The 23,986-nt window shown below is 55.5% G+C and carries 21 protein-coding genes and 1 riboswitch; of the genes, 14 read left to right on the forward strand and 7 right to left on the reverse strand.

The genetic code is table 11. The annotated features are described in order from the left end of the window. Nucleotides 1-272 precede the first annotated feature (272 nt). The 8 genes from ACRZ9U_RS05940 to ACRZ9U_RS05975 all read left to right on the forward strand — a co-directional run bounded on the left by ACRZ9U_RS05940 (nucleotide 273) and on the right by ACRZ9U_RS05975 (nucleotide 10,626). The gene (locus tag ACRZ9U_RS05940; RefSeq protein WP_480901411.1) at nucleotides 273-1,460 is read left to right on the forward strand and encodes a hydroxymethylglutaryl-CoA reductase; all 1,188 of its coding nucleotides are present in this window, start codon (nucleotides 273-275) and stop codon (nucleotides 1,458-1,460) included. After that, complete coding sequence (locus ACRZ9U_RS05945) at nucleotides 1,457-2,368, forward strand: UbiA family prenyltransferase (protein ID WP_170402515.1); 912 nt, start codon at nucleotides 1,457-1,459, stop codon at nucleotides 2,366-2,368. Before ACRZ9U_RS05940 ends, ACRZ9U_RS05945 begins: the two co-directional genes overlap by 4 nt. Continuing rightward, nucleotides 2,365-4,821, forward strand: coding sequence for a PEP/pyruvate-binding domain-containing protein (locus tag ACRZ9U_RS05950; RefSeq protein ID WP_170402518.1), 2,457 nt, complete (start codon nucleotides 2,365-2,367; stop codon nucleotides 4,819-4,821). Before ACRZ9U_RS05945 ends, ACRZ9U_RS05950 begins: the two co-directional genes overlap by 4 nt. Next, nucleotides 4,796-5,914 (forward strand): BtaA family protein, encoded by a 1,119-nt coding sequence (locus tag ACRZ9U_RS05955; RefSeq protein ID WP_480901413.1) that lies wholly within the window; start codon nucleotides 4,796-4,798, stop codon nucleotides 5,912-5,914. Before ACRZ9U_RS05950 ends, ACRZ9U_RS05955 begins: the two co-directional genes overlap by 26 nt. Beyond that, entirely contained in the window at nucleotides 5,911-7,242 is a 1,332-nt protein-coding gene (locus ACRZ9U_RS05960; RefSeq protein ID WP_170402521.1) for a hypothetical protein, read from the forward strand. The genes ACRZ9U_RS05955 and ACRZ9U_RS05960 overlap by 4 nt, the downstream gene beginning before the upstream one ends. Further along, nucleotides 7,239-8,084 carry a hypothetical protein gene (locus ACRZ9U_RS05965; protein WP_170402524.1) on the forward strand — a complete coding sequence of 282 codons (846 nt, stop codon included), beginning with the start codon at nucleotides 7,239-7,241 and terminating at the stop codon, nucleotides 8,082-8,084. The genes ACRZ9U_RS05960 and ACRZ9U_RS05965 overlap by 4 nt, the downstream gene beginning before the upstream one ends. Continuing rightward, complete coding sequence (locus tag ACRZ9U_RS05970) at nucleotides 8,077-9,498, forward strand: AMP-binding protein (protein ID WP_170402527.1); 1,422 nt, start codon at nucleotides 8,077-8,079, stop codon at nucleotides 9,496-9,498. Before ACRZ9U_RS05965 ends, ACRZ9U_RS05970 begins: the two co-directional genes overlap by 8 nt. A 504-nt stretch (nucleotides 9,499-10,002) precedes the next feature. After that, the gene (locus ACRZ9U_RS05975) at nucleotides 10,003-10,626 is read left to right on the forward strand and encodes a transglutaminase-like cysteine peptidase (RefSeq protein ID WP_255611833.1); all 624 of its coding nucleotides are present in this window, start codon (nucleotides 10,003-10,005) and stop codon (nucleotides 10,624-10,626) included. A gap of 105 nt (nucleotides 10,627-10,731) precedes the next feature. On the opposite strand, the gene ACRZ9U_RS05980 is transcribed toward ACRZ9U_RS05975, so the two are convergent. After that, on the reverse strand, nucleotides 10,732-11,415 hold the full coding sequence (locus ACRZ9U_RS05980) for an energy-coupling factor ABC transporter permease (protein WP_170392744.1): 684 nt from the start codon (nucleotides 11,413-11,415) through the stop codon (nucleotides 10,732-10,734). Nucleotides 11,416-11,491: 76 nt separating this feature from the next. Beyond that, nucleotides 11,492-11,704: riboswitch (cobalamin riboswitch) on the reverse strand. Nucleotides 11,705-11,919: 215 nt separating this feature from the next. Between ACRZ9U_RS05980 and ACRZ9U_RS05985 the strand changes: the two genes are divergently transcribed. Beyond that, nucleotides 11,920-12,582, forward strand: coding sequence for a L,D-transpeptidase (locus tag ACRZ9U_RS05985; RefSeq protein WP_170402530.1), 663 nt, complete (start codon nucleotides 11,920-11,922; stop codon nucleotides 12,580-12,582). 41 nt (nucleotides 12,583-12,623) lie between these two features. On the opposite strand, the gene ACRZ9U_RS05990 is transcribed toward ACRZ9U_RS05985, so the two are convergent. After that, entirely contained in the window at nucleotides 12,624-12,923 is a 300-nt protein-coding gene (locus tag ACRZ9U_RS05990; protein WP_480537045.1) for a hypothetical protein, read from the reverse strand. A 318-nt stretch (nucleotides 12,924-13,241) separates the two neighbouring features. Between ACRZ9U_RS05990 and ACRZ9U_RS05995 the strand changes: the two genes are divergently transcribed. After that, nucleotides 13,242-13,670, forward strand: a complete 429-nt coding sequence (locus tag ACRZ9U_RS05995; RefSeq protein ID WP_170402534.1) for a MerR family transcriptional regulator — start codon at nucleotides 13,242-13,244, stop codon at nucleotides 13,668-13,670. 71 nt (nucleotides 13,671-13,741) lie between these two features. Here the strand turns inward: ACRZ9U_RS05995 and ACRZ9U_RS06000 are convergent, their stop codons facing one another. The 4 genes from ACRZ9U_RS06000 to ACRZ9U_RS06015 all read right to left on the reverse strand — a co-directional run bounded on the left by ACRZ9U_RS06000 (nucleotide 13,742) and on the right by ACRZ9U_RS06015 (nucleotide 16,761). After that, nucleotides 13,742-14,197 carry a hypothetical protein gene (locus tag ACRZ9U_RS06000; RefSeq protein WP_480901417.1) on the reverse strand — a complete coding sequence of 152 codons (456 nt, stop codon included), beginning with the start codon at nucleotides 14,195-14,197 and terminating at the stop codon, nucleotides 13,742-13,744. 134 nt (nucleotides 14,198-14,331) lie between these two features. Next, nucleotides 14,332-15,213, reverse strand: coding sequence for a cation diffusion facilitator family transporter (locus tag ACRZ9U_RS06005; protein ID WP_170402537.1), 882 nt, complete (start codon nucleotides 15,211-15,213; stop codon nucleotides 14,332-14,334). Nucleotides 15,214-15,371: 158 nt separating this feature from the next. Continuing rightward, entirely contained in the window at nucleotides 15,372-16,280 is a 909-nt protein-coding gene (locus tag ACRZ9U_RS06010; RefSeq protein ID WP_480901419.1) for a c-type cytochrome, read from the reverse strand. Nucleotides 16,281-16,293: 13 nt separating this feature from the next. After that, nucleotides 16,294-16,761: a cytochrome c gene (locus tag ACRZ9U_RS06015; RefSeq protein ID WP_170402540.1), complete on the reverse strand. Its 468-nt coding sequence runs from the start codon at nucleotides 16,759-16,761 to the stop codon at nucleotides 16,294-16,296. An 86-nt stretch (nucleotides 16,762-16,847) separates the two neighbouring features. Between ACRZ9U_RS06015 and ACRZ9U_RS06020 the strand changes: the two genes are divergently transcribed. After that, the gene (locus tag ACRZ9U_RS06020; protein WP_170402543.1) at nucleotides 16,848-17,696 is read left to right on the forward strand and encodes a LysR family transcriptional regulator; all 849 of its coding nucleotides are present in this window, start codon (nucleotides 16,848-16,850) and stop codon (nucleotides 17,694-17,696) included. 737 nt (nucleotides 17,697-18,433) lie between these two features. Here ACRZ9U_RS06020 and ACRZ9U_RS06025 read toward each other — a convergent pair. Then, nucleotides 18,434-19,444, reverse strand: coding sequence for a LacI family DNA-binding transcriptional regulator (locus tag ACRZ9U_RS06025; RefSeq protein ID WP_170402546.1), 1,011 nt, complete (start codon nucleotides 19,442-19,444; stop codon nucleotides 18,434-18,436). A 203-nt stretch (nucleotides 19,445-19,647) separates the two neighbouring features. On the opposite strand from ACRZ9U_RS06025, the gene ACRZ9U_RS06030 reads away from it, so the two are divergent. From ACRZ9U_RS06030 to ACRZ9U_RS06040, 3 genes are read left to right on the forward strand one after another with little or no spacing between them, the layout of a single operon-like run. Further along, a complete protein-coding gene (locus tag ACRZ9U_RS06030; RefSeq protein ID WP_480886794.1) occupies nucleotides 19,648-21,873 on the forward strand; it encodes a DUF1989 domain-containing protein in 2,226 nt (741 codons plus the stop codon). Between the two features lie 35 nt (nucleotides 21,874-21,908). Next, nucleotides 21,909-22,877: an ABC transporter substrate-binding protein gene (locus ACRZ9U_RS06035; RefSeq protein WP_170392767.1), complete on the forward strand. Its 969-nt coding sequence runs from the start codon at nucleotides 21,909-21,911 to the stop codon at nucleotides 22,875-22,877. Nucleotides 22,878-22,935: 58 nt separating this feature from the next. Further along, nucleotides 22,936-23,985, forward strand: coding sequence for a quaternary amine ABC transporter ATP-binding protein (locus ACRZ9U_RS06040; RefSeq protein WP_170392768.1), 1,050 nt, complete (start codon nucleotides 22,936-22,938; stop codon nucleotides 23,983-23,985). Nucleotide 23,986: the final 1 nt, after the last annotated feature.

The following is a 23,986-nucleotide window of genomic DNA, read 5'->3' on the forward strand; positions in this document are numbered from 1 at the left end:
GCGATGCGTGTCGTGCCAAGATCATCGTCCTCAGGCCTACCGGTAATTTCAACTGCGACAAATGCGAGACCCTTTGGGATCAAACACTTGATCGATGAACATTTGACTGGATTTCGATCAAACGACTGATAACTTGCCTCGCAGCGGTTTTTGGTTGCAACAGCGTTGCACAGAAAATCTATTGGAGCGCGCTATTGGTAATTCCGTTTCATGTCCGGGAAATGCTTCAACGCATAAAAGCACGATTTGATGCTGACCAGATACCTCAGCAGATGGCGCCAAGCGATGCAGAGTTTTCAACCTTACGCCCATCTCGCAAGCCGACCAAGGAGATGGTCGCACGATTCTGGGAAAAGTTGAAACCAACGGCCAGCGACAAGGATCAGGCACAAATTGCAGATTTGGCGGCTATCGAAGATGCCGAAACCTATGGCGCCAATATCGAGAATTTCATCGGGACGGTTAAGCTTCCAGTCGGGGTTATTGGCCCCTTACGCCTGAACGGAATGAACGCCAACGGCGACTTTCATGTCCCCCTCGCAACAACCGAGGCAGCGCTGGTCGCATCTTATGCCCGGGGCGCCTACGCCGCCACTCGGTCGGGCGGTATCAGTACCGCTGTTTTATACGAAGGCGTGCTGCGGACCCCGGCCTTTGTGTTCGATAGCCTGCTAAGAGCGGGGCAATTTGTGGATTGGGTGGTGACCAATGTTGACAGGCTCAAATCTGCGGCCGAAGCGACGACCCGTCATGGCAAGCTTGTATCGCTGGAGCCATTCATTGACACCAACGTCGTTTTCCTGATTTGCCGCTATACCACTGGTGATGCTGCAGGTCAGAACATGGTGACCATCGCCACCGACGCCCTTTGCCATGCAATCGCGGATAGCTGTCCTGTTGCGATTGAGAACTGGTATGTCGAAGGTAATTTCTCGGGCGACAAAAAGGCCTCGGCGCTGGGGTTGGTGACGGGGCGCGGGCGGAAAGTCAGCGCCTCGGTTACGCTTCCGGCTGAGATTGTCGAAAAGACACTGGGAACGACGGTCGAGGCGATGCTGGACTATGGCCGTGTCGCCAATCTGGGCGCACATTTGTCTGGCCAGTTTGGCGCACAGGCGCATTATGCCAACGGGCTGGCTGCGTTCTATATCGCAACCGGACAGGACGCGGCCTGCGTTGCCGAAAGTGCAATGGGCGTCACGCGTATGGAACCTAGGGGCGGCGATCTATTCTGCTCGGTCACGCTTCCGAATATCCTTGTCGGCTCGGTCGGCGGCGGAACCGGTTTGCCAAGCCAGGCAGCAGCGCTGAACATACTCGGTCTACGGGGCAGCGGGTGTGGCACGGCTTTAGCCGAAGTTGCTGCGGCCACGTGCTTATGCGGCGAAATCTCCATTGTCGCCGCGATTGCTGCCGGTCATTTCACCCGCGCCCATGAGAGTCTGGCCCGCCACAGATGAGCTTTCAGAACCGATTTTGGATTTACCAATCCGAGCGCTTTCCGCTTAAGAAAACCGTCCCCCTGCTGCTGGTGTTTTCCTCGGCCAGCATTTGTGTGTCTGCCCGTCTGGCAGACCGCCCTTTGCCCGAGTGGCCTGCCTTTGCCGCCGGTTTTGTGCTGGCCATGGCGCTGTTCTTCCAGATGCGGGTCTGTGACGAGTTCAAGGACGCCGAGGATGACCGACGTTACCGGCCCGACAGGCCGATCCCACGCGGATTGGTCTCACCAGGCGAAGTTTTGAGCTTGGGCTTACTGACCATTCCAATTGCACTTGCGGCTGCCCGGTTCTGGCACCCGTCGGTTTTGTGGCTGTTGGGCGCGGTTTGGATCTGGCTCGCTGCGATGACAATTGAATTCGGTGTCCCGGCCTGGCTGAAGGCCCGGCCGGTTCTGTACCTGCTCAGCCATATGGCAATCATGCCCTTGATCGATCTATTGCTGACTGGCCTCGAATGGCTGCCGGCAGGCGGCGCGGCACCCTCACTATGGCTGTTCCTGGCGTTGTCCTTTGTGAATGGCTGCGTCCTTGAGATCGGGCGGAAATTGTGGGCGCCCGAAAACGAGATTGAAGGGGTCGACACCTATTCCTCCCTATGGGGTCCGCGCCTAGCAGGACTTATCTGGATCGGCTGCGTTCTGTTATCCTACGCGCTTCTCGCCGGCACAGGAAACGCCACCGGAGTTGGCTGGCCAAGCGCCCTGATCGGCGCACTAGCGCTGGTTCCCTGCGGGGTTGCTGTATTCCACTACAGTCAGACACCCACTGAGAAAGCACAGAACAGGATGGACACTGTTTCCGGTCTGTGGGTATTTTTCTGTTATGCCACGGCTGGTTTCCTACCCTACCTGATCGGAGCCGTAGCATGACTTTCATCGTCGACCAAATGGATGCCAATGACATCTCTGTGGTTGGAGGCAAAGCGGCAGCCCTGTCGCATCTGACACAGCACGGGTTTTCCCCGCCCGCATTCTTTGTCATCACAAATGACGCGTTTCGTATGGGGCAATCGGGCCCGATCGCGCAAAAAGGCCTGCGACTGGCTGTGTCCACCGCGCTTGAAACACTCGGGTCCGGGCCTTACGCGGTACGCAGTTCTGGCCAGTCCGAAGATGGCGTGGACCACAGCCATGCAGGACAGTTCGCAACGGTCCTGAATGTTCCCGGCAAGAGTGTGATCGCGGCGGCCAAGCAGGTTTGGCAATCCGGTTTCTCATCAACGGTCGAAACCTACCGCGCGGTCAAATCCGGTGGCGAGGCCGAGGCCCCCGCAATCATCGTGCAACGCATGATCGATGCCAAAGCGGCCGGTGTCGCCTTTTCCGCCGATCCGGTCAGTGGCCGGCGCGATGTGGTCGTGATCTCAGCGATTGACGGGCTTGCAGAGCAGCTTGTGTCGGGGGAAGCGGACGGAGAAGACTGGGTCATCGATGCAGATGGCGTACCGGAAAGCGCTCCTGACGCCCCTGCACATTTGACCGTCTCGGAGGCGCGATCCATCGCAGCCCTCGCCCGAAAGGCCGAGGTGCTATTCGTTTCTCCTCAGGACATCGAATGGGCCATTGATGCGCAAGGGCTGCATATTCTGCAGGCCCGCCCGATCACCACGGCCCTGCGCCCTGCCCCGCTCGAAGATCAGACGCTTACCATTTTCGACAATTCCAATATCGTCGAAAGCTATCCGGGCATCGTCAGTCCGCTGACTTATTCGTTTGCCCTGCACGTGTATTCTCAGGTATATCGAGCTTTCGTTAGGCTGCTGGGCGTGTCCCGGCACACGGTCGCGCTGAACCCCACTGTGTTTGACAATTTACTGGGGCGGGTGGACGGGCGCGCCTATTACAATCTGATCAACTGGTATCGCGCGCTGGCACTGTTGCCCGGGTTTTCACTGAACCGCGACTATATGGAAACGATGATGGGCGTTTCTGAACCGATGCCGCGTGAGGTCACGGATGCTCTTGCCCCACCCCCCACCACCGGCTGGCGCAAAGTCGTGGAGTACGCGAAACTGGCCAAGGTTGCGGGCGGCCTGATCTGGCAGGCCATCCGCCTACCGCAGACCCGGCGTGATTTTTACCGCAGGCTGAACGACATATTACAGACGGGGCTGAACGTGGATGCCTCTAACGCGACCCAACTGGCCGCGGAATACCGGCGCATTGAAAGCACTCTGCTGGATCGGTGGGATGCCCCGCTGATCAACGATTTCTTGTGCATGATTGCCTTTGGCGGCTCGCGCAACCTGCTGCAAAAATGGCTGGGCGAGGCCGGGTTGACCCTGCACAACGACCTCATGATCGGGCAAGGTGATATCGTTTCGGCGGAACCCGCGCAACGCATCGCCCGGATGGGAGAGTTGGTTCGGCAGGCAGGGCTTGCCGCTCCTTTGAAGGCCAATGCACATCTGTCGGTTTTGTCAGGACACCGACAAATCGAAGCCGAGGTTGATGCGTATCTTGAGAAGTTCGGCGACCGGTGTACGGAAGAGCTCAAGCTGGAAAGCGTTCCGTTGCGCGATGACCCGAACAGTCTGTTGCTGGCCATTGCAGCCAGCGCTGAACGTCCACCTGCCGGGCGTCAGGACGGCGATGAACCGGACTGGAAGGCTCTGTTTCCGTCAAACCCACTCAAACGGTACTTCGCCAATTGGATTTTAGGCTGGACCAAGGCGCGGGTGCGCGACCGAGAAAACCTGCGCTTTGAACGCACGCGCATATTTGGTTATGCGCGGCGCGTGTTTCTGGGCATCGGCCGCGAATTCGCTGCGCGTGACCTGCTTTCATCGCCAAAGGATGTATTCTTCCTGACAACACATGAAGTTCTCGGAGCAGTCGAAGGTTATAGCCTGTCACCCGATCTGAAAGGCATCGTTGCGCAGCGCAAACTGGAAGACGAAGCCTCGTCCCGACGCCCCGACCCGCCGGAACGCATTGAAATCCGTGGCCCCGCCATCGCGCCGGTCTGGTCCGAGAGCGCAGACGCCGAGGTGGACCCTGCACGGATGAAGCAGGGCACGGGCTGTTCCGCAGGTCAGATCAAGGCGCGCGCGCGCGTGATCCGCGACCCGCGCACCGAGGCCTTAATCCCCGGAGATATACTCGTGGCGCGCCACACCGATCCGGGCTGGATCGCCGTATTCTCGAACGCATCCGCCATCGTCGTCGAACGGGGATCTCTGTTGTCACATTCTGCGATTGTCGCACGCGAACTAGGTATCCCCTGCGTGGTTGGCCTGAAAGGCGCCACCAACTGGATCGAAGATGGTGAGATGATCCGGGTCGACGGGGCAAGCGGTGCGGTGGAACGCTGCGATGGGTAGCAGTGAGATTGAGAAAAAGGCGGATTTCGACCATATCCGCTATGCCCAACTGTGGGAAGACGCGGATGTTCTTACCTCCGCCTTGGGCGATTGTGCGGGCAAGACATTGGTCTCCATCTGCTCTGCCGGGGATAATGCGCTGGCAATGCTGACACTCGATCCCGCGCGCATTGTCGTTCTGGATCTTTCACCGGCCCAGCTGGCCTGCCTTAAGCTCAGGATCGCGGCCTATAAGGTGCTGACCCATCCCGAATTCATTGAACTCACCGGCTCGCGGCGAAGTACCCGACGGGGCGCATTGCTGAACCAGGTTTTGGAAGCCACAGATGCCGAAACGCGCGCTTTCTGGCGGACTCTGATCACGGAAGTCGAAAAACACGGCATCGGTGGCGTCGGCAAGTTCGAGCGCTATTTTCGCATCTTTCGAACTTGGCTACTGCCTCTTGTGCATTCACGCCGAACGATTGACGCAGTGTTTGTACCCCGCTCGCCCGCAGAGCGACAGTCGTTCTTCGACACACGGTTCAACACGGTGCGATGGCGTCTTTTGCTGAACATCTTCTTCTCTCGCCTCGTCATGGGCCGCATGGGCCGGGACAGTGCGTTTTTCGACCATGTAGAGGGTAGCCCGGCCCAACATGTCGCCCGCCGCATCCGTCATGCGGGAGTCACCACCGATCCCTCGCAAAATCCCTATCTGCACTGGATTCTCAAAGGCGATCATGGCGACGCGCTGCCAATGGCGTGGCGTCCCGAGCATTATGAGACAATCCGATCCCGGTTGGATCGTCTAGACATCCGCCTTGGATCGCTTGAGGCTTTTGTGTCAACCGACGAAAAAGCCAGAGGATTCAACCTGTCCGACATCTTCGAGTACATGTCGCCCGAGACCTTCCATCAGGTTTACGGGTCGATCCTGACCGCTGCGGAGCCAAATGCCCGACTAGTCTATTGGAACATGATGGCACCCCGGAGGGTTCCGCCGGAATTCAGAAACAAGGTTGAAACCCTGACCGACATCGAAACACAGCAGAAGGCCCGCGACATGGCATTCTTCTATTCGGATTTCGTCGTCGAAGAGTTTCAACCGTGACTGTTATTGGGCAGATTCTGCTGGCGGCGGGGTCGGTGCTGGCTCTGGTCGGCGTAATGATGATTATACGCAATCTGGCTAATACAGCGGGCCTGAAACCCGAAGTGCAGCGCAAGCTTATGCATGTCAGCACCGGCCTCTTTGCGTTGCTGCTGCCCTGGTTGTTTCCCGATCGCTGGCCGGTTTACATGCTGATTGCGGCCACAATCCTGGTGATGCTGGTGCTACGCCTGCCTCGTTTTTCGTCGGGTCTGGGTGCAACTTTGCATGGTGTGGATCGTACGTCCTACGGCGACTTTCTGCTCGCCCTGTCAGTTGGGCTTTGCTTTCTGCTAGCCGGGGAAAACACGCTGTTCTACATACTGCCAATCGCCGTTCTGACACTCGCGGATGCAGCCGCTGCGCTTGCCGGGACCACGTATGGAACCAAACGCTACGTGGTAGAAGATGGCGACAAGAGCTTAGAAGGATCAGTGGTATTTTTTGTCGTAACACTATTGGTTGCGATCATCTGCTTCTTGTTCTTATCGAAACTCCCGCCATCTAACATCATGATGTTGTGCCTTATGGTTGCGGCTTTTGGCACATTGGTCGAGGCACAAAGCTGGCGCGGGTTTGACAACCTGTTCCTGCCGCTTGGCTTGTTGATTTTCCTAAACGGCCACTATTTCAGCTCTTTGGCAGAGCTCGCCCTGTTGGCCGCCATGTTCTTTGCCGCCCTTGCCAGTTTCGGCGTAGTGGGAACCAAACTGGGCCTGAGCAAACATGCGACCCGTGTCTATGTTGTCGCGGTTTTTTTGCTGCTGGCCGCCGCAAAGCTGCAGAACACAGTACTGCCGATCATGGTTCTTGCCGCACATGGCTGGGCGCGTACCGCTTCTCCTTGTGACAGTAAGTACCCCGATCTGGATATCATAGCCGCCTTGGGGCTTTTGGGGTTCGGTTGGCTTGCGGCTGGAAATGCAACGGGATGGGATGCGGTTTCCTTCTTTGGGCTCAGCGCGATGGGGCTGGCTATGGGCCTCGCTGCTGTGGCGCTGCGTCCCATTCCTATTGTGATACCACTTGCTGCGGCTGTCCTGTTTCTTATTCGGACATGGGCTGTTTCCCTGAATTCTGAACAGTCGAACTGGGCCGAGCCGCTGACGGTACTGGCCCTGTTTTCATTAGCTTGTTCAGTCGCTGCGCCGTTGCTCCGACCACATTGGTTCGAAAAAGATCGGGTGCTCAGGCTGACGCTGTTGGCCCTCGCGCCGCCTTTGCTTTACTACGTTTGGATCGTTGCTGGATCGCTAAGTGCTGGGTTCTTTGCCGGAGTTTTTTCATGACCAAAGAGATCATCAGAACGGCGGATGCGAAGCTGACCGTTTATCTGAACGGTCCGAACTGGGAAGGCGCGCGCGCCGCGACCTTCGGCGATTTTTCCTGCAAAACGCCCGAAGCCGGTGCCGAAATCCTGTGCAAAGGGATCGAGAGGGTGAAAGACGCCGGCCTCAACCGCATTATTGGGCCAATGTCGGGCGACACCTGGCACAGTTACCGGTTCGTCTCGGATAGCGACGGGTCCGCTCCGTTCCTGATGGAGCCTACCAACAAACTTCATGAGCCCAGGGTTTTCCAGTCGGCGGGATTTACAGAGATCAGCCGGTATTTTTCGGCCCGGGTGTCGTTGCGGACCGCCGCTGGATCAGCACCGCCAGTAACCGATGGTTTTGTCGTGGAAGAATGGGATGGAACAGACCCCGAGGCCCTGTTTCGTCAGGTCTTCAAACTTTCAACCCGTGCGTTCTCAAACAACGCGTTCTACAAGCCGATTGCCGAGGCAGATTTTCTGGCCATGTATATGCCAGTTGTGCCGATGATGAAGCGCGAGCTGATCCTTTTTGCGCGCCGCCATGACGGGACATTGGCCGGGTTTCTGTTTGGCATTCCCAATTATGCCGAAGGCCCCAATCCGGCATCCGCAATCCTCAAGACCTATGCAAGTCTCGAACCGGGCGCCGGACGGCATCTGGCTCACCGGTTTCACAAGGCGGCGTTCAGGATGGGGTACGAAACCGCCATTCATGCGCTGATCCATGATGACAACACCTCCGCCGAGCGCAGTGCAGCGGAAGGCGCGACAATATTCCGGCGCTATACTTTGCTTGGACGGAAGCTGAATGGCTGACCTGCTGTCCCAATTCGCCGCGGCGGTTAAACGGGTTCCTGACCGGACAGCCATAGTGGACGGCAAGGGCCGCGAGATCACCTTTCAAACCCTGCACACGCGCGTTCAGCACTTGGCAGGTCGGTGGCAGGACAAGGGTATCCAGTCAGGTGATCGCGTGTTGTTGGCCATGCCTGTCAACGCGGACCTATATGCGAGTCTGGCTGCGCTTTGGACCCTTGGCGCAACCGTTGTCTTACCAGAGCCAGCCTTAGGGCTGGCCGGTCTGCGCCACGCCGCCCGAACAACGAAGCCAAAAGCGTTCTGTGCAGCGGGTGCGTATTCTTTGCTGAAGTTTCTGGTTCCGGATCTCTGGGCCCTGCCCCTGCTGACGCCTGGTAAAAGCCGTAGCAACCCGGTGGCGCAAAAGGTACAACCGGACGATATCGCCCTTATTTCCTTTACCTCTGGTACAACTGGCCAGCCCAAAGCCATTCCGCGCTCGCACGCGTTTTTGATGGCGCAGTACGATGCCATCGCACCCCTCCTCGACAGCCGCAAGGCCGAGCGCGATCTGGTGGCCTTTCCGGTGTTCACCCTGATCAATCTGGCGGCCGGGCGCACAAGTGTTCTACCCAACTGGAGGTTCAGCAAGCCGGACCGCCTGTCGACTGTGCAGTTGGAAAGCTGGCTCCAAACGCAACAGATCACCCGGGCCCTCATCCCACCATCGCTATGTGAAAAACTGGTTCAATCCGACGATACCGGTCCGTTGCACACGGTGTTTACCGGCGGCGGTCCGGTGTTTCCGAGTCTTGTCGAGGCGTTGAGAACCCGGCACAGCCTGTCAGTTGTGTGCGTCTATGGGTCGACCGAGGCTGAACCGATTGCCCATCTTGACGCCGCGGATATCACGGTGAAGGATCACCGCGACATGGCTGTTGGAAGGGGTCTTCTTGTGGGATACCCGGTGCCCGAAATCACGCTCCGCATCCGCGACAATGAAATTCAGGTCGCCGGCGCACATGTGAATGACGGGTATTTGAACCCGACCCACTCAAAGAACAACAAAATCAAGGAAGGTGACGTCATTTGGCACCGGACCGGTGACGCTGGCGCGCTGGATGATGACGGGCGTTTATGGTTATGGGGGCGCGTCGGGTCCGAAATTGAAGTCTTTTCAGGTACGCTCTTCCCCTTTGCTATCGAAGTCGCGGCACAGCGATGGCCAGGTGTAGATCGATGCGCGCTCGTCAATACCAAAGCAGGCCCCACACTTTGCGTCCAAGGTTCCGCGGATCACATCGACGATTGGACTAAATCTGCGCTTGGTTTTGACGTTCCAAATGTGATTTCGATTAAGCACATTCCTATGGACAAGCGTCATGCCTCCAAAGTCGATCGTACGAAACTTACACGCATAATAGAAACCTGACGCAATATGGCTCGTAGGCCACTGAGCCTGCCCAACTCATCGCTCCCGTCGCTGTGCGCGTTAACAGAGGACTGAGTGTAGCGACGAAGTCATTGTTTTAGAATTTCCAATCAAAACCTGCACACCTTGGTAAGGGGAAATCTGCAATTGCCAGTTACATCTGGCCGCATGAAACATATAATCGCAGATACACTGTTAGGGTGCGCCCCGGCGAACGGTTGATACCCATGTCATTGCACAAAGATGTTCGGCTTGACGCGTCATCCAAATCCGTCCCAAACCTCAAGCGTTTCTAACCCAGAACTACTAGCCGGCTTTCTTCTATGCTGCTGCAAGAATCTCAATTAAGCTCACGCACACAATCACGACTAATAACTGCGCGCTCGCGAACTTTGCTGCTCTGCATTTTAAATTGAATAAGCTGTTGTAATGCGTCGATGAACATAAAAGATTGAAATAGAGTTCTCTTGGCTCGGTAGCTTCGGATACCCAGGAGAAACGAGTATGGGGAAAGCAGATATGACAAAACCTACTTCCGCTCAGAAAAAACTTTCGGAACGGTTACCAGTTTATCTATCGTTGGCCTGTATCATATGCAGCTACCTTGTCTCCGCCGCTTCATTGCAAGCTTCTGAGCTTCCCTGGATCAAACTAGATAGAGAGGTTCAGGCGCCATCGGGCGCCAAATCACTCTGCAAAGATTATTCGTGGGCGTGCGCGAATACTCGTACTTCTGGTCTGCCAGAAGCGCAGGAGAAACAGATCGTTAAAGCGATTAACTTGCGCGTCAATCGGAGGATCCGCGCCGTTTCGGATCAAAACCAATACGGGACAAAGGAATACTGGACGCTACCAATGCAGGGGTCAGGGGATTGCGAAGATTTCGCTTTGCAAAAGAAGTTTGAACTAATGCAGAACGGCTTGGATCCTACGAAGCTACTTATTGCAACTGTCTTAGACACCAATCGCAGTGGCCATGCAGTTTTGGTTTATCGCTCGAGTGAAGGCGATTTGATTCTGGACAATGTCACCAACAGGATCAAATCGTGGAAGGAAACGAGGTATCTTTTCCTACGAATACAGGACCCAAATCACCCTGATCGTTGGGTACAGGTTTCTAGCGGCTAAAAACAATGTGGCGCGCCCTCGAGACGCGCCACAATAAAATTTTGGTCCTGCGGCTACTGGTTGTTTCGCGGCAACCCAAGTTTAGGACACCGCTTCAAACTTTGGTCAAGCTTTCGCAGCGTTGTACAAACGCGGAGTCACCAGACCTGTACTGTTCAAACCGCGCATCGCCTTGGCTGCCGCAAGCACTGCCAGATCAGCAATCGGCTCAATGACAATTACCAGCATATAAGCACCGCCAAAGGACAGAACCGACGCCATGGTTTCTGCGCCGAAACCCTGGCCGTAGAAGGCCCAGAACCCAACCCATGCGACTACTCCTCCCTGATACGTCGCACTTAGGGCAAGAGCTTGGCCATATTTGAGGTCAACATATGCTGTGCCGGGTGCGATGATGCGGCTGGCCAGTGCTTGTAGCGCAAATAGCGGCACCAGCAGAGTGGTCAGGTTGATGAAGTACTGCGGAAGATCGAACGGGGCAAAAAACACACCCTGAATCAGGAGACCAGCTGCCAATCCAAAAGCCGCGGGTGCAGCACCGAGAAGCAGAAACAGCGTCGACCCTAGGATGAAGTGGACTTCAGAGACACCAACCGGGAAATGCGGCAGGACTTCGAAGAAAAGGAAAACCCCAACGGTGGCGAGCACCGAGCGCATAACAAAAGATGCAGGTCCATTCGCTCGCAATGTGGAAAACGTTTCTTTCGCTGCGTAAGTAGCCGCACCTGCGGCGGTAACATAGGAAAGCGCGATTTTGGCACCATTCACGATGCCCGGTTCGATATGCATGTTCTTTCTCCCTACCGCCTCACCCGGCGGCTTGTCAGGTTGAATCGACCGTAAGGCCGACAGGTTCAGTCTGGGCATAGCCCGGCGCTTTACGGCAGGTCTCCTGACTCGCGGGTGCTCGCTCCGCCAACCTTCCCGGTTCCATTACGAACCAGTGGTGTCTTGGCATCGCTCTCCGCTCACAGTTGCGGGGGCAGTTACGGAATTGGCGCCATTGAAAACACCGAACCGTATTCCCTTTTAATCCTTTTGGCTTCCGCCATCAGGAACCGAAAACAAATCACCGCTACAATGGCGGCTTCGCCTGTGTCAATTGTCTTTGCGACCTATTCCAATGTAAACTCGACCGAAGCAGGATTCACGCAACCGGTCACGTGATCAACTGGGTAATCCAAGCGTTACCTGAAACCTCTTGAAGCTCTAGCTGCTAGAGGCTTTAAGATTCGAATTAATTCGCGATAGTGCGATCCAAATACGTTAAACTTGTGAACCAGGACGAGACCTATGCTTACAAGGCGCCATTTCATTCAATCCACCACAGCGCTGTTCTCGGCGTCTGCGGCCAGTCCATTGATCGCCAAAACCTGGCCAACCGCATCGCAGAAGACCTATTGGGACAGTCAGGTCACGCCAATTGGTTACGATCCAATGACCTCAAATCCGTGGGGTGTTCATGACCGTTTTTTACCAAGACGCGTCGCGGCAAATGATGGTTTGGTTCCAGGTGACATCCATGTGGATGCCGTCGCGCGCTATCTCTACCATATCGAAGAAGGCGGGACCGCAATGCGCTATGGCGTAGCGATCGCGCGCGGGAACCTTTACGAGCCCGGCACCTATGTTATCCGCCGAAAGGTCGAATGGCCACACTGGACACCAACCGCTTCAATGATCGAGCGCAACCCCGAATACGCGGAATTCCGGAATGGCATGGAGCCCGGGCCGAATAATGCTCTCGGCTCTCGTGCCCTTTATCTATACGTTGGAGACCGAGACACATATCTCAGAATTCACGGCACGCCTGAGCCAAGAAGCATCGGCGGTCGCGCAAGTTCTGGATGTGTGCGAATGATCATGGCTCATATCAATGACCTCTACCCAAATGTGAAAACCGGCTCGACCGCTTTCCTATACTCTGCCGAAGATAGCGTCACAGCCCGCTCATGAATATTGGGCAGCGTACATGGACGTCGCTGCCCTCATTTCGATCAGGCGTCGCGCGCAATGCAGATCGGAGCGCCATTCGTCGCGCGCAATGGTACCAATGTCGTCTCGACGGGTCCGCTGTGCTCATACCAAAAGCAATTGTCTTCGGGCAGGAGGCGCGCTGTGGTCAAATCCTGCGCCGGCCCTGCCAGCGCTACGACCGAATCTGGCACGTTGCCTGGTTCAAGTGCTTTGCTTTTGGCCCCGGTGAACTGGGCTGAGCAACCAGCCGTAATCGAGACTAACGTGATGGTAATTGCGATGCGTTTCTGCATTGATCTGTTCCAAATTTTTTGCGTCATCTGCAATTAGATTGCATCCACACGGCCGGCCCGCAAGACGAATTGAACTAACAAAATCGCAGGCAAAGAACCCGGATGAAAAAATATTAAAGGTATTGAAGCTCTAGTTACTGTAGGAACTATTTACAAAGGACCATAGAGATTCTTGAGGTCCAATCATGTCATCCGATACCCATAGCCACGACCATGGCCACGAAAACAAACATGGTCACCACGCATGCGGTAGCGGCTGGGTGTCACAGGCCCACCGGCCGGAAGGTGCTATTGTGCGGCGCCAACTCGAACCTACATAAGCTGTAACTTTGTAAGGAGACCCAGATGCTGACGATCGGAACGCTTGGAAAAAAGACCGGAACCAAGGTTCAGACGATCCGCTACTACGAGCAGATCGGACTTATGCCGGAACCGGGGCGCACCGAAGGTGGCCAGCGGCGTTATGGCCATACCGAACTGGATCGTCTGGCTTTTATCCGTCACGCCCGCCAACTGGGGTTTTCGCTTGAGGCAATACGCGAACTGCTTGATTTGTCCGACGATCCAGATCGCCCATGTCATGAAGCTGACAGTATTGCGCGCCGACAACTCAAACAGATTGAGCAAAGAATGGCACGGCTGGAAGCGTTACGGAACGAGCTGGAGCGCATGGTGCATGAAAGCTGTGGCGGCAACACCTCGGATTGTCGTGTTCTCGAAGTTCTACGCGATCATTCCGAATGTCTTACTGATCACGAAGAAATCGGCGCGTAACCCTGGGCAGCGTCGTAGCGAACTGGAATTAGCCCCTTGAAGCTATAGTCACATTAGCAATTACAAGTCTTTTAGAGTTGATTCGACGAGAGACCAAATGCTGAACCGTGACCCGTTGCTACCATTCGCCAAGGACCGAAGCCTTGAAACGTCAGCGCCGGTCGCGGCGCGCTCCTCAACAGTTCGGTTCTGAGCATTCTTTCTCTCATACCGCCCGTTTTCGATCTCTTCCTTGGTTCCGTCGGCGTAACGCACTTACCCGACCCCGAGTTATCATCCCGATCGTCGTCGCGATCATCATCCCTGTCATCGTCACGATCATCATCCCGGTCATCGTCACGATCATCCCCGTCTTTCCCTTTGCCGCTTTTGGCAATGGCATATGACGGTTCAAAATGTAGGCGGCCATCGTCATCAAAGGTTGGCACATAAGGCGTCGCGGCAATCAACGAAGCCAACGCGCGGTACTTAGAAGTTGACCCAGCTTTCTTTGAATTTTCATTTTCGCCTCCAATTTTGATCGACACGCTTCGTGACATTGGAGACAGGCTACTACCGGCCCGACTTTCCCACATCGGGCTTAGGTCTGACGAATTTCAAGCCGAACGTCTTAATCAGATCAGTCAAACCAATAGATTCTTTGCAGAACCAAATGAGCAGTTTAGTGGGGATCAACCCCGTCGCCTTTCAGCTCGTCATCAGGTTCGAGGTGGATGACAAAGACGGAACCCGGGTACAGACACTCTAGTTCTTCCTCTATGTCGTTGCATATATCGTGCGCTGCGCTGACTGGCATCGTGCCATCCACAACAAGGTGAAACTCTACAAAGATAACATTCGCGGATCTGCGCCCTTTGAGGTCATGATACTCTAAGGCTGCGCCGAGATTTGCTTCGATTGCATTAGAAACAGTCTGCAAGTCATGTTCCGACAGGCTCACATCCATCAGGCCATCGACGGATGCCCGAATAACTTTCCAGCCCTCCCACAAGATGTTCAGCGCAACAAGAATTGCCAGGATCGGGTCAAGGATCAACCAGCCGGTGACAAGCGCTAGTATCAGTCCTGCGACGACACCAACAGAAGTCATAACATCCGTAAAAATGTGGCGGGAGCTCGCTTCCAAGGCGGGCGATCCCTCGCGCCTACCTGTCCTAAGCAAGAGGAAGGCCCATGCACCGTTCACACCCGTTGCAACGATATTGACGGCAATTCCAAGCAGCGGCGCATCCTCAAGATGCGGGTTCGGGAGCACCAGTACAGCTTCTCTGATGATCAAGAACGCCGCCAACACAATCAGCGCGCCCTCAACCACGGCTGAAAGATACTCCGCTTTTTTATGACCAAAGGGGTGGTTTTGGTCAGGGGGCTTATTGGCAACCCGAACTGCGAAATACGCCAACAAAGCCGCGACAACATTCACGGTTGATTCCATTGCGTCTGACAACAAAGCCACCGAACCTGTCAGCCACCAAGCCAACAGTTTCAGGGCCAGTACCGCAATGGATATCGGGATAGACCAAAGAGCGATTTTTTGTGTCATTTGGCCGCGACCCTCAGTCAATCATGTACAGAAACTCGGGTGATTGGTGAGCTCCGATGTTCAAAACGTAAAACAGGTGTTTGGCGAAAAGGGAATAGGTCTTACGGCATCCTATTGGCGACAGCATCTGGTCGCCGCTGCGTGGCGCCAAACGACTGTTATTCGGATGAAAGCCCGGTCGACGAAACAGGAACAGCCTTGAGATAGGCGGCAATCGCCAAACGGTCCTCATCCGTCAGCCGTGAGGTGTTCTCGATGACGTCCACCATCTCACCACCCGCACTGTCATAGTCTGGTGTAAAGCCAGATTTTAGGTATTCGGCAATGTCTGCCTCTGACCAATCAAGCTGGTCTGAGGTTAAGCCGGGGATACGACCTTTCCCGTTTGGATTTGGTGCACCCGTCAGCCAAAGGTCTCGTTTCAGGCCCCCTAAACCATTTCGCGGGGTATGGCATTCAGCGCAATGACCCAGCGCCTCGACCAAATACCTGCCATGTTTTTGTTGGTCGGTCAGATCACCTTCGACCACCCAGCCTGATGACATGAACAAGAGCTTCCATCCCCCCAGTCCGCGCCGAACGCTGAAAGGAAAACCTACTTCATGTGCAACACTTTCGGTTGCGGCCGCTGGCAGCGTGCCGAGGAATGCGTGTAGCGAAACCACGTCTTCGGCCGACATGTTGGCGTAAGAGGTATAGGGAAACGCTGGGAAATAGTGCTGCCCTTCGGGTCCGGTTCCATGGATCAAGGCATTGGCCAGATCCAGGGCAGACCAGGATCCGATACCAGTTTCCGGGTCACTGGAAATGTTGGGGGCAATGAACGTGCCGAATTCCGTCTCAAACCGGCGACCACCAGCCAGCGCGAGCTTGTCTTCACCGACCGCATCCGGCGCTGAATGACAGGATGCGCATCCTGCCGCGTGGAACACGATTTCACCTCTGGCAAGATCTGGGTTCAAACCGTCGAGTCGTGATTGTTCCATTCGTTGAGGTCGGGTCAGCACCAAACCGGCCAACCCGACCAACACAATGACGATTGCGACAAAGAAAAGAAAGCGCCGCACCGTTAGTGCCCAATCAGTTCTTTGGAGCTCTGTATGCTTTGTGACATGCCGAACAGCTTCCGCCCAGATCGCCCATCGCTGCTTTCAGGGCATCAACATCTTGACCTGCCGCAGCCTGCATCGCAACAGCGGCGTCTGCCATGGCCTGCCCTTTTGCACCCACGTCAGGGAAGTTCTCCCAGATCGCAGGCAATGCACGGGTGGTCGGATCGGACACATTGTCAGATCCCTGGGGCCACATCGCGGATTGATCGATTTGTGTCAGTACAACAAGATTATTCGCGGCCCGAGTTGCGGCCTCGGCGTCATAATCGACCTCTCCCTTAGCCATTCCGCCCAGTGTACCAAGGTTGAAGGCATAGAGTTGCATGATTGAGGTACGAGCTTTCACAGCCGGGTTTTCACTTTCTTGGGCGATGGCTGTGCCAATGGCGGCCAATGACAAAAGACCTGCCGCGAATACTGAGAACTTCTTCTTCATGATGTGTCTCCCTGTTTAATGCTCCGAATGTTAGCTTGAACAATTTTTCTTGTAATTGTTTGTTATTGGTCGTCACTTGTTAATTTATGAACAACGAAAACTGGGATGATATTCGGTACGCGCTCGCCGTAAGCAAATACGGCTCACTCAATGCAGCGGCAGCGGCACTGGGCGTCACGCATGCGACTGTGTTGCGAAGGGTAGCCGCATTCGAAGAGCGCAATAGCTGTGTGATTTTCCAGAAAAGCCCTTCGGGATACTCCGCCCTGCCCGAGGCCAGAGCAGTTCTGTCGGCTATGGAAAGCGTCGAAGATGCGGTGCTATCGGTCGAGCGCGCGCTTGTAGGAGCAAACCGGTCTCCAGTAGGTCACGTACGTATCGCGTCAACTGACAGCCTTTGTCAGCTTGTCTTGCCCCAGATACTTAAAGAGATATCCCAGTTGTACCCTGGCTTGGAGCTGACTTTATTGAGCGGCAACAGCCATCATGATTTGTCGAGATTAACTGCGGACATCGCCGTAAGACCCTCCATAAAACTTGAAGAAGGGCTTGTTGGGGAGCGCGCAGGTACGCTGTCATTTGGAGTTTTCGACGACGGCGGCACCAATCGAAAATGGTTGCGGCTTGATGGGGCATTGAGTCGTTCTCTTCCAGCAAAATGGCTGGCCGATCATGTCAGTGCGGATGAAATGACGAACGGAGCGGATAGCTTCTTAGTGCTTCAGCAGATGGCTGCATCCGGGGTGGGCAGAGCGTTTCTGCCCTTGTTCATCGGGAACGCGGACCCTCGGCTTCAGCTATCGAGCGAGATGGATCCTGGAATTGATGTTCCACTGTGGGTCGCGACACTTGATGAAATAGCACACACTCCGAGGTTTGCCATTGTACAACGAGCTTTGGTTGATCGCATAGCCGACAAAACACTCTGCCGCTGAGAACAACGGGAAGTCGCGCCCTCGCTCAGGCGGACTGTACGCTTTCAGGCCTTCAAGGGTTTCGTCCAGCGGCAGGAAGCGCGCGATCATTACGGTTACGAACGTCGCAAAAGACGCGGCTGACCTCTAAGGCAACCCGATTGGATAAAACCGTGTCCTCAGCTTGCGTCTGTGGGCTGCAGCACTATTGCCGAATAGCATTGCCTCGCCCCCGAGGCAGCTTCGCTGCCTGACCTACAAATCAGCTCTGATTTTCCGAAAGGGAAGTCAGATCAAACCAAACAGTCCGTCGGAGCATGAACTGGGGGCGGTGGGTTAGTTTATGAAGCAAATGTCAAATTCAACTAATGTGTAACATTGGGGGCGCCTTCTGATGTCGAACGTCCACCGCTTGTCTGGTCCAACTATGACGGTTAGGTCAGGTTCGCTTGACCTTAAACAACAGGAATGTGGGGAGACACATAGCTTTGCTATTCGATAGAGCTTAACTTACTGATTTTATATGTTATTTTTCCTCAGAGGGGTACAGACACAAACATTCGCAAGTCAAAGCCTTTCCGGTAAGTCAGCGCCCTTCTTAGAATTGATCAGGTATTCGCTGCGTCTCGACTAATGAGCAAATGTGCTTCTCGCTAACATCCACCGTGGTTTGTGCCGACTGGCGATCAGAGCCCGCACTAGGCCTTCGGCATCATCAATAGCGTTGTTCGTTTCGCAAATCGTGATGCCCAGGTCGTCTAAATTCGTTTTGTAGAGCCCCGAACAACGAGTCGTGTGGCGAGCTCTTCGGATTTGGGCGCCTGATCAGTAGCGATCCAATCGGCTAGCGCGTCTGCTGCTCGTTCACCCATCTTAGAAACAGGTAGATGCACGCTTGTCAGTGGCGGAACGGTCACGGACGAAATTGGAAGGTCGTCAACGCCCATCATAGAAATCTGGTCCGGGACGCCGATGTTTTGCGCTTGAAGACCAAGCAAAACCCCAAGCGCAACGACGTCAGATAGGCATAAAATTGCATCTGGCTTGGTGTTTAGACCGCCGAGGTGTTTTGCAACGTCTACTCCGCCCTGATGGCTGATCTCGGTTTCGAAGGTTGAAAGATTTCCAGCGAAGGGAAAGGTTGTAATGCCTGCAAGGCGAGCTCGTGTGCGATCATTGTCGTGAACCGGGCCATGTACGACAGCAATGTCCCGATGTCCGAGATCTGCAAGGTGCTGCAATGCAAGTTGCGCCGCGGCTGCGTTATCATACCCGATGGTCGGCAACGGGTTTTCGGGGTCAAAGAAAGACGTAATGATTGTTGGCAACATAGTGCGCTCGATCAGATCGAGCAGCGCGGCATTGTGTGTGGCTCCGGTGATAATCAGCCCCTCAGCTCCGATATCCAGCAGGCTTTTGGCTTTCTTGGCTTCGATATCCAGATTTGCCTCGGTGGTTGCTACGATCAGTGACAATTGGTGGTCCGACAGCTTGCGCTCTAGCGCCGCAAGAAAGCGGGCAAAGATTGCGTTGTCCAGAGTTGGGACCAATGCGCCGACAAATCTAGTGCGTCCGGAGTTGATCGCGCGCGCGGCCGCACTTGGGACAAATTTGAGGTCAGCGATGGTGGCTTGAACTTTTTCCAGAGTATCTTTCTTAACCACACTCGGTTCGTTCAACACGCGCGACACCGTCGCGACAGACACGCCCGCAGCCTTTGCTACATCTCTGAGATTTGCGCGTTTTTTAGGCTCTGGGGCTTTTTGCATCGTAGGATTTGGTGTCCATTTCGCGGATTTCTGAGTAAAGAGTTGACATATGTAACTAGTTTCATCAACCTCTGTAACTAGTTACATTCTGGGAATTCAGCAGTGATATGCAGGGGTCATCCGTCTTACACGCGTTTACCAACTCGGGGTTTGACAGCCCTGGCCGCCTGTTTCCTGGGTTTCAGAACGCTTCTGACACCCGCATGCACATCCTTACCGCACGTGAGGCTGTTCGACTGGTCGTAAAGCACGGTGATTTGCTTTCGATAGAAGGGGTTGGTCCAAAGCAAGCACTGGATGTTGTGGCGTTCACCAATGATGGAAAGTCGGGACTGGCGGCGCTGAGTTTGACAGCAACCGGGCACGTCAAATGGGACGATTTTGATAGTACACAGCTCCTGACTTGGGTTACGGCGCATGGCGGCAGTCGGCAGGTTCCCTGTCACAGGCTGGACCATATACCCGAGCCGCTGATTCTCCGCGCAGACCACACGGTTACTGTCTGGGTGATCCGTACAACCGCGGTCACAGGGTTGATTGAAGGCAGTGCGACCGGGAACATCACAGTCTTGCACAAACCAGCAATGGTCAAAGGGCCGCCTTTGCCACCTTTGCTGGGTGATACACGGGACGAATTCACCGTGCAACGCGGTAGCGCTCTGGCCTATGAACTGAAGGCTGGAGAATTTGTTCAAATCATCGACATTGAAGGCCAGCAGTGTTCTGACTTCATGGCGCTGCGAACTGATGGGCTGGATCGTGGCCAGGAATGGATGATCGATTCAACTGCCACTCGGTCGATGGTGCGCCGCGCCTATCCCGGCCCCGGCTTGCTGGACAAGTTCTTTGATCGTGACATGCGCCCGCTGTTGAACGTAGTGCAGGATACCTGCGGTCGGCATGACACATTCGGACTAGCCTGTACCGCTCGCGGGTATGAAGAGCGAGGGTTCCCCGGCCATCTGAACTGTTCGGATAATATGTCAAACGCCTTGGCCCCTTACGGCGTTTCACAGCGGGCTGCGTGGCCTGCAATCAACTTCTTTTGGAATACATGGATCGACCCGACGAACCATCACATACTAACCGAGGAATCCTACTCGCGTCCCGGTGACTATGTCGCCATGCGCGCGCTTGAGGATCTGGTTTGCGTCTCGACCGCCTGCCCGGACGACATTGATCCCATCAATGGCTGGAACCCGACCGATGTGCATGTACGCATCTACCGCCCCAAAACGCCCATCCGCCGTGCGGTTGCCTATCGTGAAAAGGAAGACGCGCCCATGTCGATCAGTCAGGAGTCGGCCTTTCACGACCGTCTGGCCCCGTTAACCCAGCATTTCGCACCTGCGCGCGACCTATGGGCGCCCGTCAGTTACCCTGCCCACGGCACGTTGGGTGAATACTGGGCCTGTCGCGAGGCGGTGACTGTTCAGGACATGAGCGGGCTTCGCAAATTCGATATTGTCGGCCCGGATGCCGAGGCTCTGATGCAATTGGCCACCACGCGCAATGTGGCGAAGCTACCGGTCTGGCGCGGGTCTTATACATTGATGTGTGACGAGAGCGGCTCGGTGATCGACGATGGCACCCTGTTCCGACTTGCGCCCGAAATCTTCCGTTGGTGTTGCGGCACCGAGGAAAGCGGGCGCGCGTTGCAAGAACTGGCCGATGCGCGTGGCCTGCAAGTGCGGATCCATGCGCTGCGTGGAGCAATGCCCAACCTGGCCATTCAAGGGCCAAAGTCGCGCGAACTGCTACGCAAGATCGCCTTTACGCAACCGCATGTGCCAGGCTTGGATCATCTGAAATGGTTCGGCGTCACCGTCGCGCGGCTACGTGACCGCGAGGGTGCGCCGTTTATGCTGTCACGCTCGGGGTATACCGGTGAGTTGGGGTATGAGGTCTTCTGTTCCAAATCCGACGCCGTTGCGATCTGGGATGCGGTGATGGCGGCTGGGGAAGAGTTTGGGATCACGCCAATGGGCTCGGCCGCCCTGGACATCATCCGGATAGAGGCAGGGCTGGCCGCGGCCAATGCCGAATTTGCGCCGGGTGTCGATGCCTTTGAGGCTGGTCTTGGCTTCGCCGTCGATCTGACAAAAACCGAATTCACTGGAAAAGCCGCACTGGAACGCAACCTGCGCGAGCCACGTCGGGCGCTTAAAGGGCTTTTAATCGGATGCGATGATGTGCCAGCGCACGGTGCACCCGTCTATACAGGTGAACGGCAAGTAGGAGTGGTAACGTCTGCCACCCGATCACCGACGCTGGAACACGCAATCGCAATGGCACGGTTATCCATCGAACACGCGGAAAACGGCACTCAACTTGAGATCGGTCAACTCGACGGGCGGATGAAACGCCTGCGCGCCACCGTCTCGGATATTCCATTCATAGACCCGCAACGTAAGCGGGCGCGCGCCTGAAGGCGCATGCAACTCAACGCAACGGGAGAAAGTACATGAAAAAACTGAAACTTATTGCAACCTTGACCTTTGCTTTCGGCGCAACAACGGCGATGGCACAAGAAAAGGTTATGGTGGGCGAGCCCAGCTGGCCCGGTGCCAAAATAATGAGCCGTGTGATCGGCCAGATCATTGAGACCCGCTTGGGTGGAGAAGCTGGCTATGCCCCCGGAGCAAACGCGGTGATCTTTGCCGCCATGGATGGCGGTCGTGGTGACATCGACGTACACCCGGATGTTTGGCTGCCGAACCAGTCGTCCTTTACGGATGAATATGTCGATCAGAAAGGCACCGTAGGTTTGTCCTCAGGCAGTTACGAAGGCCGCGCTGGGATTTGCGTGCCAAACTACATGGTCGAAGATCACAACATCCGTTCGATCTACGACCTGGCGACACCCGTCGCGCAAGAGCTGTTTGACTCCGATGGCGACGGCATGGGTGAGGTCTGGGTTGGTGCCTCGGGCTGGGCCTCGACTAACACGTTCAAGGTGCGGGTGCGAGATTATGGGATCGAGACATTTCTGACGCCGACCACCGAAGACGAAACCGTGTTCTATTCCCGTCTGAAAGATCAGATCGACCAGAAAAAAGGCGCGGCCTTCTACTGCTACGCGCCACACTACGTGCACGCCTTATATGATGTGACCATTCTGGAAGAGCCCGAGCACGACGCGGCCACCTACAAGATGGTTCAGCCCGATCAGGATGCCGATTGGTATAACAAATCCCATGTCAGCACGGGTGAACCGGTCAAAACCGTGACAGTAGCGCATTCGAAATCGCTGGAACAGCGCAACCCGGCAGCGGCCTCTTTCCTTGCCAATATCGACATGGATGCGGGAGAGCTAAGCGGTCTGACCTATGAAGTCGTAGTCAAGGGCCGTGACACGGATGAAGTCGTAGCCGAATGGATCGCCGCCAACGGCGATATCGTCGACGGTTGGCTGGGACTGACGACCAACTAAAGCCCATGCGCCCCTGACTATCGGGGGCGCGAACCAACACAATTCCAATGGGGCCAATATGACAGCGGAAATAGCAATCGACGCAAAAGGCGTGTGGAAAGTTTTCGGTACACGCTCGCAGGAGGCTTTGAACGCTATCCACAGCGAGGGCCTGAGCAAAGCTGAGGTGCTGGAACGCTTCAACTGCGTTGTCGGCGTGGCTGATGCCAGCTTTGAGATCGAACGGGGCGAGCTGTTCTGCGTCATGGGCCTGTCGGGTTCGGGTAAATCGACCCTTGTGCGTCATGTGAACCGTCTGCTGGAGCCCACTGACGGCCATATCTATCTGGATGGCGAGGATGTGATGGGCCTAAACGATGAAGGTCTGCGCGATCTGCGTAACCGGCGCGTTGCGATGGTGTTCCAGAACTTTGGCCTGATGCCTCACCGCACAGTCCGCGACAATGTAGCAATGCCGCTCGAAATTCGCGGAACCGGGAAAGCACGCCGCTGGGAAGAAGCGGACCGGGTGCTGGAGCTGGTTGAACTGAACGGTTGGGAAGACAAATACGCACATGAGCTGTCAGGCGGTATGCAACAACGCGTGGGACTGGCCCGTGCGATCGCTGCAGACCCTGAAATCCTTTTGATGGATGAGCCGTTCTCGGCCCTAGACCCGCTAATCCGCAAGCAGTTGCAGGATCAGTTCATGGACCTCAGTCACAAGCTGAACAAAACCACGATGTTTATCACCCACGACCTGGATGAAGCAATCCGCATCGGCCACCGCATCGCGATCATGAAGGACGGGCGCATCGTGCAGATCGGCACGCCGGAAGAGATCATACTCAACCCCGCCGACGACTATGTTGCCGACTTTGTGGCGGGAATTTCGAAACTCAATATGATCTTCGCCCATGCGGTCATGAAACCGGTCGATGAGTTCGAGGCGCATCACGGCGAACTCCCGGAGGATGCCAAAGAGGCTCACCCAGATATGGATCTGTCCGACCTGATGAACCTCTGCGTGGACGGACATGGAGTCGTAGCTGTGACGCAGGATGGCAAGACGGTAGGTGTTATTAACCGTGCGGGTTTGATCCGCGCGATTCAGGACAGTCAGGCGTAAG

It is taken from the genome of Ruegeria sp. D7 (genome assembly GCF_056534355.1).

Excerpts from the sequence above, each read along its gene's own strand:
- ACRZ9U_RS05970 (WP_170402527.1), top strand. The coding sequence starts at position 8,077 with ATGGCTGACCTGCTGTCCCAATTCGCCGCGGCGGTTAAACGGGTTCCT.
- ACRZ9U_RS05990 (WP_480537045.1), bottom strand. The coding sequence starts at position 12,923 with ATGACGCAAAAAATTTGGAACAGATCAATGCAGAAACGCATCGCAATT.
- ACRZ9U_RS05975 (WP_255611833.1), top strand. The coding sequence starts at position 10,003 with ATGGGGAAAGCAGATATGACAAAACCTACTTCCGCTCAGAAAAAACTT.
- ACRZ9U_RS05965 (WP_170402524.1), top strand. The coding sequence starts at position 7,239 with ATGACCAAAGAGATCATCAGAACGGCGGATGCGAAGCTGACCGTTTAT.
- ACRZ9U_RS05985 (WP_170402530.1), top strand. The coding sequence starts at position 11,920 with ATGCTTACAAGGCGCCATTTCATTCAATCCACCACAGCGCTGTTCTCG.
- ACRZ9U_RS05995 (WP_170402534.1), top strand. The coding sequence starts at position 13,242 with ATGCTGACGATCGGAACGCTTGGAAAAAAGACCGGAACCAAGGTTCAG.
- ACRZ9U_RS06020 (WP_170402543.1), top strand. The coding sequence starts at position 16,848 with ATGAACAACGAAAACTGGGATGATATTCGGTACGCGCTCGCCGTAAGC.
- ACRZ9U_RS06030 (WP_480886794.1), top strand. The coding sequence starts at position 19,648 with ATGCACATCCTTACCGCACGTGAGGCTGTTCGACTGGTCGTAAAGCAC.
- ACRZ9U_RS06040 (WP_170392768.1), top strand. The coding sequence starts at position 22,936 with ATGACAGCGGAAATAGCAATCGACGCAAAAGGCGTGTGGAAAGTTTTC.
- ACRZ9U_RS05945 (WP_170402515.1), top strand. The coding sequence starts at position 1,457 with ATGAGCTTTCAGAACCGATTTTGGATTTACCAATCCGAGCGCTTTCCG.
- ACRZ9U_RS06025 (WP_170402546.1), bottom strand. The coding sequence starts at position 19,444 with ATGCAAAAAGCCCCAGAGCCTAAAAAACGCGCAAATCTCAGAGATGTA.
- ACRZ9U_RS05950 (WP_170402518.1), top strand. The coding sequence starts at position 2,365 with ATGACTTTCATCGTCGACCAAATGGATGCCAATGACATCTCTGTGGTT.
- ACRZ9U_RS06015 (WP_170402540.1), bottom strand. The coding sequence starts at position 16,761 with ATGAAGAAGAAGTTCTCAGTATTCGCGGCAGGTCTTTTGTCATTGGCC.
- ACRZ9U_RS06035 (WP_170392767.1), top strand. The coding sequence starts at position 21,909 with ATGAAAAAACTGAAACTTATTGCAACCTTGACCTTTGCTTTCGGCGCA.
- ACRZ9U_RS05980 (WP_170392744.1), bottom strand. The coding sequence starts at position 11,415 with ATGCATATCGAACCGGGCATCGTGAATGGTGCCAAAATCGCGCTTTCC.
- ACRZ9U_RS06005 (WP_170402537.1), bottom strand. The coding sequence starts at position 15,213 with ATGACACAAAAAATCGCTCTTTGGTCTATCCCGATATCCATTGCGGTA.
- ACRZ9U_RS05940 (WP_480901411.1), top strand. The coding sequence starts at position 273 with ATGGCGCCAAGCGATGCAGAGTTTTCAACCTTACGCCCATCTCGCAAG.